15 protein-coding genes are annotated in these 15,330 nt (G+C 58.2%); 5 read left to right on the forward strand and 10 right to left on the reverse strand.

Annotated features, from left to right (window positions below; translation table 11 throughout):
• Positions 1 to 5 precede the first annotated feature (5 nt).
• The 3 genes from VWZ85_RS00205 to VWZ85_RS00215 form a co-directional block, all read right to left on the reverse strand.
• Positions 6 to 1,109, reverse strand: coding sequence for a hypothetical protein (locus VWZ85_RS00205; protein ID WP_416586287.1), 1,104 nt, complete (start codon positions 1,107 to 1,109; stop codon positions 6 to 8).
• A 48-nt stretch (positions 1,110 to 1,157) separates the two neighbouring features.
• The gene (locus VWZ85_RS00210; protein ID WP_416586288.1) at positions 1,158 to 2,351 is read right to left on the reverse strand and encodes a vanadium-dependent haloperoxidase; all 1,194 of its coding nucleotides are present in this window, start codon (positions 2,349 to 2,351) and stop codon (positions 1,158 to 1,160) included.
• A 265-nt stretch (positions 2,352 to 2,616) separates the two neighbouring features.
• The gene (locus VWZ85_RS00215) at positions 2,617 to 4,074 is read right to left on the reverse strand and encodes an SLC13 family permease (RefSeq protein ID WP_416586290.1); all 1,458 of its coding nucleotides are present in this window, start codon (positions 4,072 to 4,074) and stop codon (positions 2,617 to 2,619) included.
• 90 nt (positions 4,075 to 4,164) lie between these two features.
• On the opposite strand from VWZ85_RS00215, the gene tsaA reads away from it, so the two are divergent.
• From tsaA to VWZ85_RS00240, 5 genes are all read left to right on the forward strand, one after another.
• Positions 4,165 to 4,830, forward strand: a complete 666-nt coding sequence (gene tsaA, locus VWZ85_RS00220) for a tRNA (N6-threonylcarbamoyladenosine(37)-N6)-methyltransferase TrmO (protein WP_416537970.1) — start codon at positions 4,165 to 4,167, stop codon at positions 4,828 to 4,830.
• Positions 4,831 to 5,037: 207 nt separating this feature from the next.
• Entirely contained in the window at positions 5,038 to 6,468 is a 1,431-nt protein-coding gene (locus VWZ85_RS00225; protein WP_416586293.1) for an ABC transporter substrate-binding protein, read from the forward strand.
• 4 nt (positions 6,469 to 6,472) lie between these two features.
• Positions 6,473 to 7,513: an ABC transporter permease gene (locus VWZ85_RS00230; protein WP_416553933.1), complete on the forward strand. Its 1,041-nt coding sequence runs from the start codon at positions 6,473 to 6,475 to the stop codon at positions 7,511 to 7,513.
• Positions 7,514 to 8,323, forward strand: coding sequence for an ABC transporter permease (locus VWZ85_RS00235; RefSeq protein ID WP_416586295.1), 810 nt, complete (start codon positions 7,514 to 7,516; stop codon positions 8,321 to 8,323).
• Complete coding sequence (locus VWZ85_RS00240; protein ID WP_416586298.1) at positions 8,320 to 9,819, forward strand: ABC transporter ATP-binding protein; 1,500 nt, start codon at positions 8,320 to 8,322, stop codon at positions 9,817 to 9,819. The genes VWZ85_RS00235 and VWZ85_RS00240 overlap by 4 nt, the downstream gene beginning before the upstream one ends.
• Here the strand turns inward: VWZ85_RS00240 and VWZ85_RS00245 are convergent.
• From VWZ85_RS00245 to VWZ85_RS00275, 7 genes are all read right to left on the reverse strand, one after another.
• Positions 9,816 to 10,373, reverse strand: a complete 558-nt coding sequence (locus VWZ85_RS00245; RefSeq protein ID WP_416586301.1) for a gamma-glutamylcyclotransferase — start codon at positions 10,371 to 10,373, stop codon at positions 9,816 to 9,818. The two genes, VWZ85_RS00240 and VWZ85_RS00245, sit on opposite strands and share 4 nt — an antisense overlap.
• Before the next feature lie 86 nt (positions 10,374 to 10,459).
• A complete protein-coding gene (locus tag VWZ85_RS00250) occupies positions 10,460 to 11,146 on the reverse strand; it encodes a M23 family metallopeptidase (protein ID WP_416586304.1) in 687 nt (228 codons plus the stop codon).
• Complete coding sequence (locus tag VWZ85_RS00255) at positions 11,143 to 11,724, reverse strand: hypothetical protein (RefSeq protein ID WP_416595390.1); 582 nt, start codon at positions 11,722 to 11,724, stop codon at positions 11,143 to 11,145. Before VWZ85_RS00255 ends, VWZ85_RS00250 begins: the two co-directional genes overlap by 4 nt.
• Positions 11,725 to 11,765: 41 nt before the next feature.
• The gene (locus tag VWZ85_RS00260; RefSeq protein ID WP_416537978.1) at positions 11,766 to 12,959 is read right to left on the reverse strand and encodes an acyl-CoA dehydrogenase family protein; all 1,194 of its coding nucleotides are present in this window, start codon (positions 12,957 to 12,959) and stop codon (positions 11,766 to 11,768) included.
• 23 nt (positions 12,960 to 12,982) lie between these two features.
• A complete protein-coding gene (locus VWZ85_RS00265) occupies positions 12,983 to 13,399 on the reverse strand; it encodes an acyl-CoA thioesterase (RefSeq protein ID WP_416586310.1) in 417 nt (138 codons plus the stop codon).
• A gap of 36 nt (positions 13,400 to 13,435) precedes the next feature.
• Complete coding sequence (locus VWZ85_RS00270) at positions 13,436 to 14,038, reverse strand: prephenate dehydratase (protein ID WP_416586312.1); 603 nt, start codon at positions 14,036 to 14,038, stop codon at positions 13,436 to 13,438.
• Between the two features lie 528 nt (positions 14,039 to 14,566).
• Positions 14,567 to 15,259, reverse strand: a complete 693-nt coding sequence (locus VWZ85_RS00275) for a glutathione S-transferase family protein (protein ID WP_416535441.1) — start codon at positions 15,257 to 15,259, stop codon at positions 14,567 to 14,569.
• Positions 15,260 to 15,330: the final 71 nt, after the last annotated feature.

The following is a 15,330-nucleotide window of genomic DNA, read 5'->3' on the forward strand; positions in this document are numbered from 1 at the left end:
TATTCTCATACCGTCTGGGGTGCACCAAGGCGATGCGGCCGTCTCAATAGGTCGACAGGCGCCCCACCGTGCAGCAGGAAAAACAGGAAGACGCCGTAAAGATTGCCGTGCAGCAGCGGAGATTCTGCCAGGCTGACGGCAAAGAAGGTGAAGGCGAACAGAAGGAATACTGCGATTGGCCGGATGAGCTGCCCCAGCGCCAACAGCACACCGGCGACCAGCTCGATTGCCATCATGATCAGCGCGACAAACGGCAGCGGCAGTCCAAAAAACCACATGTTGCCGTGCTCGAGTATGGCGATCAGCAGCGTCGGTTGAAGGAATTTCACTAGGATGGCAATGGTTGCAAAAGTTCCGCCCATGGTGACTTGAACCAGACACCAGACCAAACCGGGGGCATTGGGCAGAAGTGCAGGGAAACCTGGCGGCAAGTAATAATCGACGCTAAGTGGCCCGCCGCCAAAATGCAGCAGCAACAGCGCGGGGGCGGCGAAATGGAAGCCGTAGTAGGCGATGAAATCGAGCGAGAAGAGGAGACTGCCAAGGGCGACAAGACATAAGATGCCGAAGGCGGCGAACCGTGTGCCGAGACCGAGCACCAGAAAGACCGATGAAATCAGTGCAGGCAGGGCCAGCCAGTCCCAACCTGGGATCAGAGCCAACTGCATATCTGGCACGAAGAGCGTTGGCGTGCTCCACATCTCGGTTCCGTGGCGCGGCAAACCTCCAAGCGCGTTCAGACCGACCGTCGTTCCCAGTCCGATCCGCAGACATAAGGTCCCCCAAGCGGCGCTGCATTTCTGCAGGGGCTTACAGATGCGGTCCTCCCATGGGCGCAGGATTTGCCCGGCAAGGACCATCCCAAAGATGGCGGTTGCGGCAAGACACGCAAAGCCGATGAGCAGGATCGGACTGCGAAACACGTCCGGTACCGTCGCTTGAGAAAGCGAGAGAACTTCGTCAGGCGTAAGCAGCCAGGGTTCATGGGCGATGGCTGGATCGCCGATCAGGACCAGCCCAAGGCTCAAGAAAGCGGCCATCTGTGCAGAATTAGGCTGCGCCATGGTCTGGCTCCTTGGCTGGATACGTGCGGTGACCGGATCAAGCACCGCGGCCGTAGCCCCGCAGCAGGCAGATTACTTGCTGCGGGGGAGGGATTATTGCGACAATTTGGTTGAGAGGATACCGGCGCAATCGGCACCGCCCCCGCTGCTCACGGCCTGTGCGGAGGCTACGGGTGACAGAAACTCAGTGCTGATATAGCTGCCGATCTGATAACCCAGCATGTCGCCGACCGTGTTGGAGCGTCGATAATGAACCCCTCCGATGACCCGCGATTCTGCTTCTTCCTCCGCAAATTGGGCAAAGGTTTGATAGCTGCGGCTATAGCCATCCTTGCCTTCAAAGCTAAAGGTGAACTCATCGGCGCCGAATACCGCTTCCATCACCTGCTGGGCAGCGCTGCCACTGGTGCAATGCTGACAGGGGTATTCCGGGTGCATCGGCGCCGCCACCAGCGGCGTCCAGCCGTCCATGGTGTCGAGCTGCGGATGATCGTACCCGTTGCCAACCGCGGCCAGCGCGGTTTCCGGCCGCCAGAACTGGTAGGTGTATTTGGCATCGAACCCGGCAACCAGAGCGTCGGTCAATGCGATATTCAACAGCGCCAGGGTTCGCGCTTCCTCCACCAGTGGCAGGGCGCAGGCGCGGCTGCTGTCACGGGCGATCTGGTTCCAGGCGCCTGATCCAGACCCGGCGTGAAGCTTCGCGATTGCGATAAGATCAGGATCGGTTTGCGAGGTGGAGCCGCCGAGTTGCGCGACTTCTGCCAGATCACGCTGGAATTGCATGCTGTCGAGCTGTGGCGGCGGCGGGACATCAAACTGCTTTGCGGAGGTGAGTGCAAAGGGCTGCATATGTCGAATTTTCGGAGCAACCATCGGACGTTCGGAGGTAGGTTGATAGATGCCATTTTCGCCTGGTCCGGGGGTGAAATCGTTTGCGAAATCAGCGCCGTCGGCGGCGCGTTTGTCCAACACCGCCTGCGCAGCTGCGGTACCGAGCCGGATCCCCGCTGCGCGGGCGGTCGCATCTGTCACCTCGGCGAGGACAGTCTCAGCCGCCATTGCCAGATCTGCTGCGCGCTCGGGCATCAGCTGCTGCATTATGGTCAGAGCCGCTTGCGTTACCGCCGCGCGTCTGTCCGCAGTTGGATCCTGCGCACCGTCGTAGGCATAGGCATGGTATGCGCCATCAACGGCGTTTGCAGCGTCAAACATGGCGGCATGCAGCAGCGCCAGCGTGCGCTGGCGCTGCGCGCCGGGCCATTTTTCCTCAACGACGAAACGCATCGCGGTTTCTTGCCAATCGGCAGCCAGCTCAGCCTGCGCCGGTCCGCTAACAGAGAAAAGAGCGGCTGTTGCCAAACTTGCGATAGAGGCATGAGAGAGCAACTGGTGGCGCCAAGGGGTCAGGGTCAACATCGGAGTACCTCGTCCGTGATAAGTGCAGCTATAGGTAGAAATGCTTTGGCCGCTCGTACAAATCGAAAGTCCCGAAGGCGCCCCTCAGGTTTTCTTCTGGGGGCGGCTTCTACGCGGTCAGATGGCCAGCAACTCAGAGCATGCCCAATAGGTGCCACCACAGAAGATCCAGCGGGGCAAGCAGCAGAAGGCTGATGAAGAACAGGCTTAGACAAAGACGGATTATTGCTTTGGCTGGAAGGTTTCCGGCCTGAATGGCAGCGACCAGCGGCGGCGCCTGAAAGGGTAGAAAGACATTTGAGAAAGCCACAACCTGCGTCATCAGAACGGTTTCCAACGGCAGGCCGGTGGCTTCTGACAGCTCACCGGCGAGCGGAGTCAATACGGCCGGGACACCGGGCAGATTGGTAATCATCGCGACCAGTGTTGACAGCCCGATCAGGATAGATGTGTTCCAGACCGGCCAATCCGCGGCAAAGGCAACCGTTCCAGTGACCGCACCAACCACGGCTTCGCCCAGCCCAGCCGACGAAATGACGGCGCCCAGCCCCATGATGCCGGCGACAAACAGCAAGGCCCCATAGCTCAGATCGGTGTTGATGCACCCCTTGCGTGTGAGATTCGCGCCAGGCAGCAGGCAGATCAGTGCAGCTGCCATACCCACCCATGCGGGTGACACCATATGGATCTGGTCCGTGAGCCACAGCAACAGGCAAAGCGCCAGTACCAGGCTCAGCGCCCGCTCCTGCCGGCTGAATGGTTCAGATGTGGTTGTCGGCGCGACGCTATGGGGCGGTATCCGGTCGGGGAACATCATCAGCGCAAGCCCGACCAAGACTGCCGATTTCACAACGCCAAGCACCGGAAAATGCAGCAGGAGATAATCGAAATAGGAGATATTGAGTCCGTAAATGGTTTCCGCCATCCCGACGAGGATCATGTTCGGAGCATTTGCAGGCAGGATGGTGAAGGCCGGAGCAAAGGTGCCGAATGTGGCAACCGCCAGCATCCCGGTCCGGCCATTTGATGCCGGACCAAAACCCACGCGCTCAGCCAAGGCGGAGATTATCGGAAGAAGGATCATGATCCGCCCAATCGAGGATGGCATAACAAAGGCCAGCGCGACCGAGAAGACGACAATGCCACTCAGCAGGCCGCCATAGCTGCGCAGGGGCAACAGGGCCAGCACGCTGGCGGCCCGCTTGTCGAGGGCCGTGTGCTTGATCGCGGCACCGAGGACCAGGCCACTGAAGAGCAACCAGAACGTAGAAGAGTGAAAGCCCGAGAATATCGTCTCAGGTGCAGCAACTCCCAATACGACGGCGACGAGAAAGAACGCCAGAGCGGTCCAATATTCAGGGACGAGGCCAGTCGCCCACAAACCGATTGCGCTCACCGCGAGTGCCGCGACGATGGCCAGATCCGGGGCGAGGTGGACCCAGGTCGCAAGCGCCGCGAGTCCGGCACAGGCGAAGATCAGCAGCAATGTCCACAGTGATCGCCCCGTACGAAGCAGCTGCGGTAGCGTGTGGCTTGTCGGCGGCATTGGCGGTGTGGAATTCGGGGCTGCGGGGTGGCTTTGATCGGTCATGCGTCTGAGGGTCCTCTGGTCGCTTATCAGGACACGATATGCCGCCGGATCAGGGTGCGAAGCCAATCGTTTTATCGGAGACGGGGTCTCATGAATTCCAAAGGCTCCGCTGACCTCAAGGTTCCACAACAACTAGAGCGTGCCCTCAGAAAAATGGAGGTCACGCATCCGGTCTTTCGATTTTACGATGCCCGGACTGCGTCATATCAGAAGGAAACCGTTCGACGGTGGCCCGCCCAGACCTGTGCTTTCAGGTCCGCCAGCCCTTTCCCTCCCCAAGACCGATTGCGAGACGCCATGACTGATGTGATGCAATTACTGACTGTGCCATCCGACACGTTTCAAATCAGACCGATCGGTGTGATCCGCACTGGATTTGCAGAGGTCAAAGAATGCCCGATGTCAGGACGTCGCAACCCGGCAACCAGCCGGATTGAAGTGGCGCCCGAGTATCAGGCTGCATTGTATAACATCGAGCTCGCCTCTCATCTTTGGGTTCTCTACTGGCTGCATAAGTCCGACCGCAGCGCTTTGGTACGCCAGGCGCGAGGCAGTCAGGTCGCAAGGGGGATCTTTGCCAGCCGCGCGCCAAACCGGCCAAATCCCATTGGATTGAGCGCGGTGCAACTGCTGGATCAGTCCGATGGCGTGCTGACGATCAGCGGACTGGACTGCATCGACGGAACCCCGGTTATCGACCTGAAACCTGTTGTTCCCGAAGAAGATGCCCGCCCAGACGCGACCATCGGCTGGTAGCGCGTCTCCTGCGAGTGTTTCGGTAACGAAGAAAGTGATGCCATGTTTTCAGTCTACCGAATTGTACGCCATCGTTGCCCTGCTTGTATTGCCGCGATCGGGCTCGCGCTCGCATGTTGGTCTACCCTTGTCGCGGGAGAGCTGAAGGCCGCGGAGCCGGAGCGGCTTGGGCACCTGGTCATCACTGACCGTAAAGGTGATCGCGGTATGCTGGCGCCTTATGTTCATCGCAAAAATGGCATCGGCTATCTCTATACCAGTTACATCTTCGATACGCTGATCGGGCAAGACACGGACGGAAATCCGGCTCCGGGCCTCGCCAGAGCCTGGAGCCGATCCGAAGATGGATTAAGCTATCATTTCGACCTCCAGCGGGACGCGGCATGGCACGATGGCACCACGGTCACAGCTGAGGATGTTGCGTTTACTTTCCGCTATATGGCTGAACATCCTTATATATTTGGATCGGTCAAATCCGTTGACCGGGTCGACGTTAGCGGACCGCACGACCTGAGGGTGCACGTCAAACGCGCAGAATACGGTCTGATTGAGGGCCTGTTTTCCGCAGTGCCGATCCTGCCCAAGCATATCTATGAAGGTGTCGCGGATCCTTTCCGATTTGCAGCGCCAGAGGCTGCGATCGGAAGCGGCCCCTATCGCCTGGCAGGTTATGACAAGGCGCAGGGGCGTTACCTGCTTGAGGCGACCGGAGAGCATCCTCTTGGTAAGCCCCGGTTCTCGCAGATCCGGATCGTCCGAATGGGGCCAGATGCCGCGCTGCAGGCGATGGGTGCCGGTGAAGTTGACGTGATCTCATACCTGCCTCCCGAGAGGGTCGACGAGGCGAAAACTGCTGGCTTCCATGTCGCAACAGCACCCAGCCATCATGTGTTGCGGCTGGGTTTCAATCATCGCGGCCGGTTTGCATCCAAGGACCTGCGTCAGGCGATTGCCTATGCGCTTGACCGTAACGCGCTGCTCGCCATCGCATATCCGGGCGGCGCGGAACTTGCTGATACGGGATACTTCCAATCCGGCTCCAGGTGGCACAGCGATGAGACCACCGCTGCCTACACCTATGATCCGGCTCTGGCCCGCAAGATGCTGACGGCGGCGGGATGGATCCGTAACGGTGCAGGCAGGTGGCTGGCTCAGGGGGATGAAATTCGCCTGCGACTGATCACTGATGGGCGCGAGGTGAAACCGGCCAGAGTGATTGCCGAACAGCTGGAAGCTTTTGGGTTTTCAGTCGATTTGCGGGTTATGGAGGTTGCCTCTTTGCACAGCCTCGTTGCTGACGGGGACTATGACCTGACGGTGTTCTCGTCCAGTACGCTGGGAGATCCGGGCAATATCAAGCGCCGCGTCTTTGGTCGGGGCTGGAACAGCGACCGCTTTGCGGCGGATCCTGAAATGGCGGCATTGATCAAGGCGCAAGCCGTAGCACAGAGTCAGGATGAACGCCGCAAAGTGCTGGCCAAGTTCCAGCAACTCTACGCCGATAATCTTCCCTCTTACATGCTGGTGAACCCGCTGATGGCAACTGTTTTTAATGACAAACTGTCTGCGCCATTCATGCCCGGCGGTGTGGCAATCGGGGTTCCGTCGGCTTTGCATAAGTCCATATTCCTGGAGTGATCAGGTGGCCAATGTCTTTTCCATGCCGCTGGAGTTGGCACCGGCAGAGTCGTTGGATGCCGGACCGTCGGCCGCTGGAATAATCACGCGGCTTCTGAGCGGGCTTCTGCTGCGATTTCTGATTTTCTGCGTTGTCTTGGTATTATGCGCGATCCTGACGCGGATGTTGCCCGGCGATACGCTGGAGGTCATGCTGTCAACGGATCTGGCACGCGGTCTTGGGTCGGGGGAACTGGACCGGTTGCAGGGTCGTATGGGCCTGACCGGAGATATCGCCTCCCAGGTCTGGCGTTATGCAAAGGGCCTTTGGGCTGGTGATCTGGGCTACTCAATTCCCCATGCGGCTCCGGTTCTGCAACTTCTGCTCACGGCACTGCCCTGGACCGGATTGCTGATCCTCGGAGCAACTCCGATCTTCGTTATCGGGGGCGTCCTGACGGGGATCGAAGCGGGTCGGTTGCCGGGTGGTACTGTCGATCGGTGGGTCACACCGGTGGTCACGTTATTGGCGAGCCTGCCGCCGTTCACCGGTGCAGTCCTGCTCCTCCTGGCCTTTGGCATCCTCTGGCCGGTTCTGCCAACCGCCGGGGCAGAGCCGCTGCTTCCTGCTGCCGGACCTGTGGGCCACGCTCTGGACATTATGCGCCACGCCATCCTTCCGACGCTTGCGCTGGCCCTGCATGAACTGGCGCGGTTCTATTTCTTAGCGCGGGCCGAAACGCTGACGCTGGCGCAACGGGATTTCGTGCTGAATGCGCGTGCGCGGGGCATTTCACCATGGAGGCTGAGATGGGCCTATATTGGCCTCAGCCTGATACCTGCGTGTCTCTCACGGTTGGGCGACACGCTGACCGGGTTGATCACAGCTGTGTTTTTTGTGGAAATCGTCTTCTCCTATCCCGGTACAGGTTATCTCATCTACAGTGCGATTCTGGACCGTGACTATGATCTGCTGCAGGGCGCAGTCGTTTTCATGGCGGCTTTCGTGCTTCTGGCGAATTGGATTGTCGATGGTCTGGTGATCCATCTCGCGAGGCGTGGCTGAATGCCGTTGGTCCTTCGGCAATGGTGGTTACCCGCCAGCGTCATGGTGGTTTGCCTTGGCATCTGGTTTGCTGGGCAGGCAGGACTTCTTGATTATCGCAGCAGCCGTGATGTTCTGATTGCTCCCGGATCAGCGCATTGGCTGGGTACGAACGAGCTCGGGCAGGATGTACTGACCGGGCTGATACTCGCCACACCAACGACGCTCGTTCTAGCTGTGGCGACAGCCATGGTTACCTCCACTCTTGCGATTGGTGCAGCAAGCCTTGTGGTGTTTTCCGGGCAGTTTCTGTCTGGAATGGTGCTACGGATCGTTGATGCGGTGCAGGTCGTGCCGACAATGCTGGTTCTTCTGCTCTTCGCAGCCTTGTTAAACCCTGGGTTTTTATCTCTTTTTTTGCTTTTGGTTATAACGGGCTGGAGCGATGACGTGCGTGTCGCCGCTGCGGTCTTGCGCAGGGAGCGACAGCGCGAAAACATTCAATATGCGCGCGCTATGGGGGCAGGGTGGCTCTATTGCTGGCGCTGGCATCTGTTTGCCGCGCTGCGTCCCTTATGCGGGGTATTGATGGTCCAGAACATAAGGCAGGCGGCACTAAAATCGTCCGGGTTGGCGTTCCTCGGTCTCACGGATCCGCGATTGTTAACCTGGGGCAGCATGATGCAATCGGCTATGGACCAACTTTATAGTGGCGCCTGGGTCTGGCTTCTGTTGCCGCCGGCCGCACTCCTGTCGCTGCTGCTGCATGTCACGCTGACCATGGGCGACAGGAGTCTACGCTCCGCTGCTGTGCCGGAGTTTCCCTTGTGATACGGGTCGAAAATCTCTGCCTCTGGCACGATGGTCGGGAAATCCTCAAGGGTGTCTCTTTTGAGGTGCCACGCGGACGTACGCTTGCGCTTCTGGGGGCTTCTGGCAGCGGCAAGACCTGTCTGGCGCGGCTGCTGGTGGGGATCCTTCCCGGGTGTCACGTCGAGCAGGCCGTCCGCAACAGCAACGGATTTCGTTGGTCGGGACGGGCTGAAGTCCTGGGCGTCGATATGCTGCGGGCGACGGTGGCCGAGCGGCGTCGGCTGCGCCAGACAGACATAGGCCTCATTGTGCAGGCGCTGTCTGACGCGCTGAACCCTCATCAGACAGTTTTGCAACATGTTGCGGAGCTGCTGCCGCGTTCTCGCGATCGGAGATCGCTGGCGATAAGGTTTTGTAAGCGATTCAATATTCCTCAGCGTCTCTTGCATCGTTATCCGGCCAATCTCAGCGGCGGAGAGATTCAGCGCGTGCTGACAGTGCTTGCGCTGGCCCGCGATCCATCGGTTCTGATACTCGATGAGCCTACAGCGGCCTTGGATCATGGCAATCTGGGGTTGGCCGTAGCCGCGCTGGAGCAGGGCAGACCGCGAAGAAGCCAGTTGCTCATAACCCATGACCTCTATCTGGCCGACAGAATGGCAGACCGGACGGTGACGCTGCAAAATGGCAAATTGCTTGATCAGGACAGGGTGATTATTGGATCCAAGGTCGGCGGAGGGCGGCGTAATCTGGCCTCTGTTCCACGACGGCCTGAGGGTCGAGGAGTTGCTCCGTTGGTCCCACGTCCTCAGGCGCTTCCAGCGGATCCATCAGGCTTGGTCGTGCAGGACCTGTCCTACTGGCGCAACGGAACGCCTCTGTTGCGCGGCATCTCTACTCTGGTCAGACCGGGTCATTGTCTGGCTGTCTCAGGTCCGAGCGGTTGTGGCAAATCCACATTGGCGCGTCTGATTTCTGGCTATGAGCCGCTGCAGGCGGGTCGCGTCATGTGGCGCGAGGCAAACGCCGCGCAGCCCAGAGCGTGCCGGATGTGTGAACTGGCGTTGGTGTCGCAGCATCCCCATCGGGCGCTGGCCCGCCACATGACTGTTGATCAGGTCATGCAAGACGCCGTCCGGCTCTATCTGCGGACCAGACCAGTTGGCGACCGGTACGATGTGCAGGCTCTGCTCGATAAGGTCGGCCTTCCGCACAGCGATCGATTTCTGTCGCAGCGCGCAGCGGATTTGTCCGGAGGTGAGGCACAGCGCCTGGTCATTGCACGCGCGCTTTTGGCGCGGCCGCTCTGTCTGATTGCCGATGAACCTACTGCCTCCTTGGACAGCGGTAGCCGCGACACTATCGTGCGCCTGTTTCGAAGTCTGATGGTGACCGAAAGGCTTGCGTTGGTCGTGTTTACGCATGATCCCAAGGTGGCGGCAGCCCTGGGTCACGACATTCGGTTTCTATCGGACGGTGAGCTGCGGCTCAGCCCTATGGGAGCGGTGGCTTAGAGCAGGTGGCTGCAGGCGCTCTGTGCTTGCAGGGTCTTGACCTCGGCTGACAGCCAGTCGAGGTGTTCATCGGCAATACCAAGCGCGCGCAAATGATCGGCAGTGTTCCACAGGTAGTCGCAGTTGGGGCCGCGTTCCCCGGCTGCCTGAGCAATGATTTCGGCCTGGCGGGCCAGGCTGTGATTGTCATATTGCTCGTGGTCACGATTGACGACATAGGTGAGCGCTTCAACCACGCGGCCGTCGACGAGTGTCAGCGGGACCGTAATCTCGCGATACGCGGGGTTGAACAGCTCACGTGCGCGAAGGTCCTTCAAAACCTCGGTTTCCTGGCCGGATTGCACAGCGAGAGCGACGCCGTTGCAGATCGCATCATCCGCTGCATCCAATGCGAGGACCAGACCCGGACGTGCAAAAGTCCCGCGATATCTCAGAGAGTTCAGGCAGAACCGTCTTTGATATCCGGCCAGCTGTGCCGGCAGTTGCTCGGCAGGTTCAAATCCGGGGTCCCAGATCAGCGATCCATAGGCAAAGACCCAAAGTGTATCGGACATTTTCTTATTCCTTGAAGCGGTCGCGCTGAGACCCCTGAATTGGAAACGGCGGAAGAGGTCAGGGGCCCCCTCTTCCGCCAGGCAGATCAGTCTGTCAGCTGGCGATACGAGGTCACCAGACTGCTGTAAGGGGGGACAAAGACTGAACGCGTTTCATCGCCGATCTTTACGGTGTCCTTGACGTCGAAATGCAGGTGGATGGGCAAATCCGAAATCCAGGCATTCGACACTTTTCCAAGGCGATCTCCTTTGGAAACTTTGTCCAGCGGGGCCACGGCAAGATCGTCCATATTTATGTGGACATAGCGATAGAGAGTGCCGGATGGGGTTTGCAGGGTCAGGGCAAACCGCCCGACATGGGCGATCACACCATCTTCAACCGCAACAGCCCAATGGGTGTCGGCCTGACAGCTGGCAGGACGAATGTCCTGGCCCTGATGACCGCCTGACGCACAGACCGGCAGATTTGACCGGCGCAGTTCACAGAAATTGTCGCGCCAGGGATAGCTGTAGTTGACAGTGTCGCACTGGCTTCCGCCGTTGCCCTTGAAACCACCGGGTGCGTAGACATGGGAGTTGGCATAGGCCGGGCCATCCTCCAGCGGGAAACGCATCTCTGGATAAAGAACGGCACCAATTGACAGGCCAACCCCGGTATCCTTGATCAGGTCGCCCGGCGCCTTGAACCGATCGTCCGCCTGTGCCTGTGAAACGGCGGCAAGCATTGCAATGGCGAAGGCGGTAGCCGCCAGCCTATTTGCGCGAAGCATCATTGTACCGCCCCCTTCACAACAGTGACGGTCTGCGCCAGTTCGGCGAGATAACCGGGTTCAATACAGCGCACATCTTCGGTTGGGGCATCACAGGTGATCCGCAAGGTATAGAAACCGCCAAATCGGCTGAACATATGATCTGCACCGTCGCCGGTGGACTCATATTTACGGGCCTCATGTTTGAATGACAGGCCCGGAACCTCTGTCAGAAGTGTACGAGCGCCCATCACACTGAGCTGGGCGCCATCCAGCCGATAGTAGGCGCTATAGGCATTTTCCTGGCCGCGAAACGCGGGCAGTTCAACCTTTGCATCGGTACCGAGGATAAGGACGGGCAAGGTCACATCGTCCAGTCCGGCAGGAGCGGTGTCGATAAATGCGGCGATCAATCGCTGGTCGCTCTTGCTTGCATCCGCTTGCGCGGTATTGGCCGCGCCCCAATCAATGGTATTGACGACGCGGTTTACGGCCTGCTCCTGCGGTTTATCAACCGCTACGGCTGGTAGAGACATCAGGACCAGGGCGAGGGCGGCAGACGGGAACACGCGCAGGCCGGTCGCGCAGGTGGATGAGGGCATCATCTCTCTCCAAGTAGTGTGCATTGAATAGTCACCCGCAGCTATGCGGGCTCTAGAGTTTTCGACGTCGTAGACTCTGCGACTTTCCGGGCTTTTGCATGCAGCCGCGTCATCTGGCCAAATATGTTGCGACGGTGCATTTCCTCGGTGCCGCCAACGCTGCAAAATGCCAGTGCGTCCCGCAGGAATGTGGTCACCTGGCCCTCGTGGTAGCCTTTGCTGCCATAGAGCTTCATCAACTCCATTGCGCCTTCCACGATCGTATCTGCACCGACCAGTTTCGAGATCGAGCAGGTCATCGCGGCCTCAGGCGCACCGCTCAGCAGCTGGTGCAGGGCGGCGTAGGACACCCATTTTGCACTTTCCGTGCCGATACGGATATCCGTCAGCTTCTTCTGGATGTATTGATGTTCGATAATCGGCACGTCGAAGGTCTTGCGTTTCTTAGAGAAATCAAAGGCTTCGGCAAGCATTGGTTCGATGAGCCAGGCCGCCACCAACCCGTAGTAGAGGCGCCCCATCGAGACGATATTGACCAGATTGCGAAGCCCGGCTCCCGGTTCTCCCAGAAGATGGCCGTAGTGCAGCGGAACATCGTCAAAAGTCATCTGACCGGTCGGCAGGTCCAGATTGCCAAGCTTGCGATCCTGTGCGCCAATTTTGAGGCCGGGGCTGTCGGCATCCAGCAGGACCAATGAGATACCTTCACGGCCGTGATCACTCAGCTTGCAGACCACAAGAATGAAACTTGCGACCGGCGCATGTGCGATATTGTATTTTGCCCCGCTCAGACGGAATGTCTCATTCGGGCCGGGGGTCAGCAAGGAGGAAGTCGCACGTACATCGGTGCCAGTATCCGGATCAGCAATCGCGGTAGCGCTCAGCTCTCCATTGAGGATACGGCCCAGATATTCGCGCTTCTGGCTGTCGCTGCCGTAAAGATCGAGCGCCCGCACCATGCCTGCCTGGGCGATCACCGAAAGCAACATGCCAGGGGTGCGCAGAGTGGCGGCAAGCCCCTCCAACGCAGCGGTGAAGCCCCACCAGTCCCGGCCATCGCCACCATATTCGCGTGGTACGATCATCCGCCACAGACCTGCGGCGGTCAGCCGATCCCAGGTCCGCTGGTCAAACGCACGGCGGCCAAGGTGCAGTTCGTCCCGGTCGGCCATTTTGCCGATCGCGGCAAAGGCAGTTCGGGTCTGCTGCTGTTCGGCTGTCCATTCCAAATTCATATCATCGTCCTCAATACAGGGGGTCAGGCGCTTTCCTGAAACGCAGCAACAGCTTCTTTGAAGGCATCCGGCACGGGGTAGGTGGCCTGCTTGTCGTAATCGAACATGACATGAACAGACTTGGCATTGGCGACCACGCGACGATCTGCATCATCAATGTGCATCACATGCTCCATCTCAAAGCTCTTGCCGCCGAAGCTGACCACACGGCTGCAGACCACCAGATTGTCACCGTAGAGCGCCTGCGAGATGTAATCGCAGGATGTCTTGACCATGATATGCGGCAGCTTTTCGGATTTGGGCAGCTCTAGGAGGTCGTGCATGTATTCCAGATATGCCGACTGCATGTAGTCATAATAGACGGGGCTGCTGACGTGACCCATCGAGTCGGTATCGCGGTAACGAATTTCTACGGGTGTTTCGAAGGCTTTGTTGGACATGGGGTCTCTCCTATTGGGGTTCGATGTAGCGAGGGTTCAGGCGTGTTGGGTGCAATCCTGGCAGGCCCGCTTTTCCAGCGGTCCGTGGATTGTAAAGCCCATCGGGACGGGGCCGAATTTCCGCAGGATGGAAAGGCCGAATTTCTCGGCCGCGCAAAGCGTGGTGATGCAGCCGTCGACATTGCCCGCCGCGCAGTCGCGTGCCGCGATGACATTGCTGGAGACAAAGCGTCGCTCAACCGTGGCCGGGAGCAGTTTTTCGGGCGCAGGATGGGTGGCGCAGGTCATTGGCTCAGCCCCGGTGCGGGAGGCGAGAACCATGTTGTCGGTATTCATGATAAATACATCCAGCAATTTCATTTTCTGGATGTGTGCGTAGATGATGGAGTGGAGATGGGGGTAGGCGACAACCCCGACCAATACAGCTCCGTCCTGGCAGGCTACACTCTCAGCGGCCTGTTCCATCGTCCGGTGCAATTTCACCGACGCGCCGTGACACCGACGTAATGCCCAGGAAATAGCTGCTCGCTCACAATTCGTTCCGGTAGGGCCAAGCGTATGGATCTGTTTAACCCAACCAAAGGTTTCAGATTGCGGAATATAATCATCGTTAATGCTGTTTTCGATTTGGAGATCCATTGCGTATCTTTTCCGCTATGTGTCGATGCTAATTTTGCAATGACCAAATTTCATCCATTTGCTCAAATAGGTATTTGAGCATCTACTCGAACTATAATTTATATGTGACTTTGATATTTGCCTTTTATCGCGGCAACTCTACTTCATATGCGCTCGCCGAATCTCATTTCACTGACATCATCGAAGCGGCAATGGCTTCGCCGAACAATTCGAAAAAACTGATGCTGTTCCTCAGCTATGGTGAGGAACAGTCCATAACTCGAATAATGGCATGAAAAGCAGGAAACTGGTCGCTCAGCTCACGCGGTTATAGCTGAGGCTCGATCACTTACAGGCGGAAATCTTCCAGACAGGCCTGACCAGTAAGGTGGTGCATAAAAACCGAAGCAGCCCGCCTCCATCCCACGGTCTGGAAACAGGCTGTAGCTGCGCGCCATATCTCGCACGCCGGGCGAGCTTCCCGACGTGCAGGCAGTATTATAGCGGTGACGGTCGTCGATGAGAGGAAGCCGACAGCCGGTTTCGGTCTCAGCTGGACCGGGTCGGGTCGCGACCAATCCCGTCGAAGAGGTCGAGACAGCGCTCAAACCAGCTGCCAACGATATCATCACGCTCGAGCAACGGGTTAGATGTGCAGACGTTACACCATTGCAGTGTTCCAAAGAGCGTGTAGTCGGCGTAGGCAGGCGTTGTGCCTGACAACCAATCCTGCGTTCCGAGCAAGTCACGGACAGGCGCTAGTTTCTCTGGCAGCGCTGCGCGTTCGCCGTCGGCGCCTTCGGCCATGGCTTCCAGTGGCATGCCAAACCTGCGCTCACGGGCAGCGCGGAAATAGGCTTGGTCATCGGGCGACATCAGGTTGTGCATATCCATGACAGCAATCGTGGCAAGGCTGGGATGAAGGACCGTTTTGCAGTAGCTTTCGACAAAACAGGTCAAAGCGATCGCTCCCTTGCCATCAAAAAGATTGGGAGTATCGGTATAGGTTTCATCCAGATACCGAGCGATATCAAAACTTTCTCCCAGCACCGTTTCTCCATCACGCAAGACGGGCACACTGGTAAAGCGACCATCCTCAATAGCAGTGATGTCGCCAAATGAAACAGGGACAAGATTATATTTCAAATTCTTGTGCTCTAAAGCCATGATGACTTTCCAGACATGTGGCGAATAGTGACGTTTACGATCTTCGCCACAAAGGCTATAGAGTTTGCGGTCCACTGAGGTTCTCCTGTCTGGGAAGTTAGCATCTAACATTTTCGGCTGATATAGAATCGCGCTGCTACATATAA

Origin of the sequence: Phaeobacter sp. JH20_29 (assembly GCF_048056175.1) — a bacterium.
GTDB lineage: Bacteria > Pseudomonadota > Alphaproteobacteria > Rhodobacterales > Rhodobacteraceae > Phaeobacter > Phaeobacter bryozoorum.

Excerpts from the sequence above, each read along its gene's own strand:
- tsaA (WP_416537970.1), top strand. The coding sequence starts at position 4,165 with ATGAATTCCAAAGGCTCCGCTGACCTCAAGGTTCCACAACAACTAGAG.
- VWZ85_RS00235 (WP_416586295.1), top strand. The coding sequence starts at position 7,514 with ATGCCGTTGGTCCTTCGGCAATGGTGGTTACCCGCCAGCGTCATGGTG.
- VWZ85_RS00245 (WP_416586301.1), bottom strand. The coding sequence starts at position 10,373 with ATGTCCGATACACTTTGGGTCTTTGCCTATGGATCGCTGATCTGGGAC.
- VWZ85_RS00265 (WP_416586310.1), bottom strand. The coding sequence starts at position 13,399 with ATGTCCAACAAAGCCTTCGAAACACCCGTAGAAATTCGTTACCGCGAT.
- VWZ85_RS00250 (WP_416586304.1), bottom strand. The coding sequence starts at position 11,146 with ATGATGCTTCGCGCAAATAGGCTGGCGGCTACCGCCTTCGCCATTGCA.
- VWZ85_RS00270 (WP_416586312.1), bottom strand. The coding sequence starts at position 14,038 with ATGGATCTCCAAATCGAAAACAGCATTAACGATGATTATATTCCGCAA.
- VWZ85_RS00225 (WP_416586293.1), top strand. The coding sequence starts at position 5,038 with ATGCTGGCGCCTTATGTTCATCGCAAAAATGGCATCGGCTATCTCTAT.
- VWZ85_RS00260 (WP_416537978.1), bottom strand. The coding sequence starts at position 12,959 with ATGAATTTGGAATGGACAGCCGAACAGCAGCAGACCCGAACTGCCTTT.
- VWZ85_RS00255 (WP_416595390.1), bottom strand. The coding sequence starts at position 11,724 with ATGCCCTCATCCACCTGCGCGACCGGCCTGCGCGTGTTCCCGTCTGCC.
- VWZ85_RS00210 (WP_416586288.1), bottom strand. The coding sequence starts at position 2,351 with ATGCGTTTCGTCGTTGAGGAAAAATGGCCCGGCGCGCAGCGCCAGCGC.
- VWZ85_RS00215 (WP_416586290.1), bottom strand. The coding sequence starts at position 4,074 with ATGACCGATCAAAGCCACCCCGCAGCCCCGAATTCCACACCGCCAATG.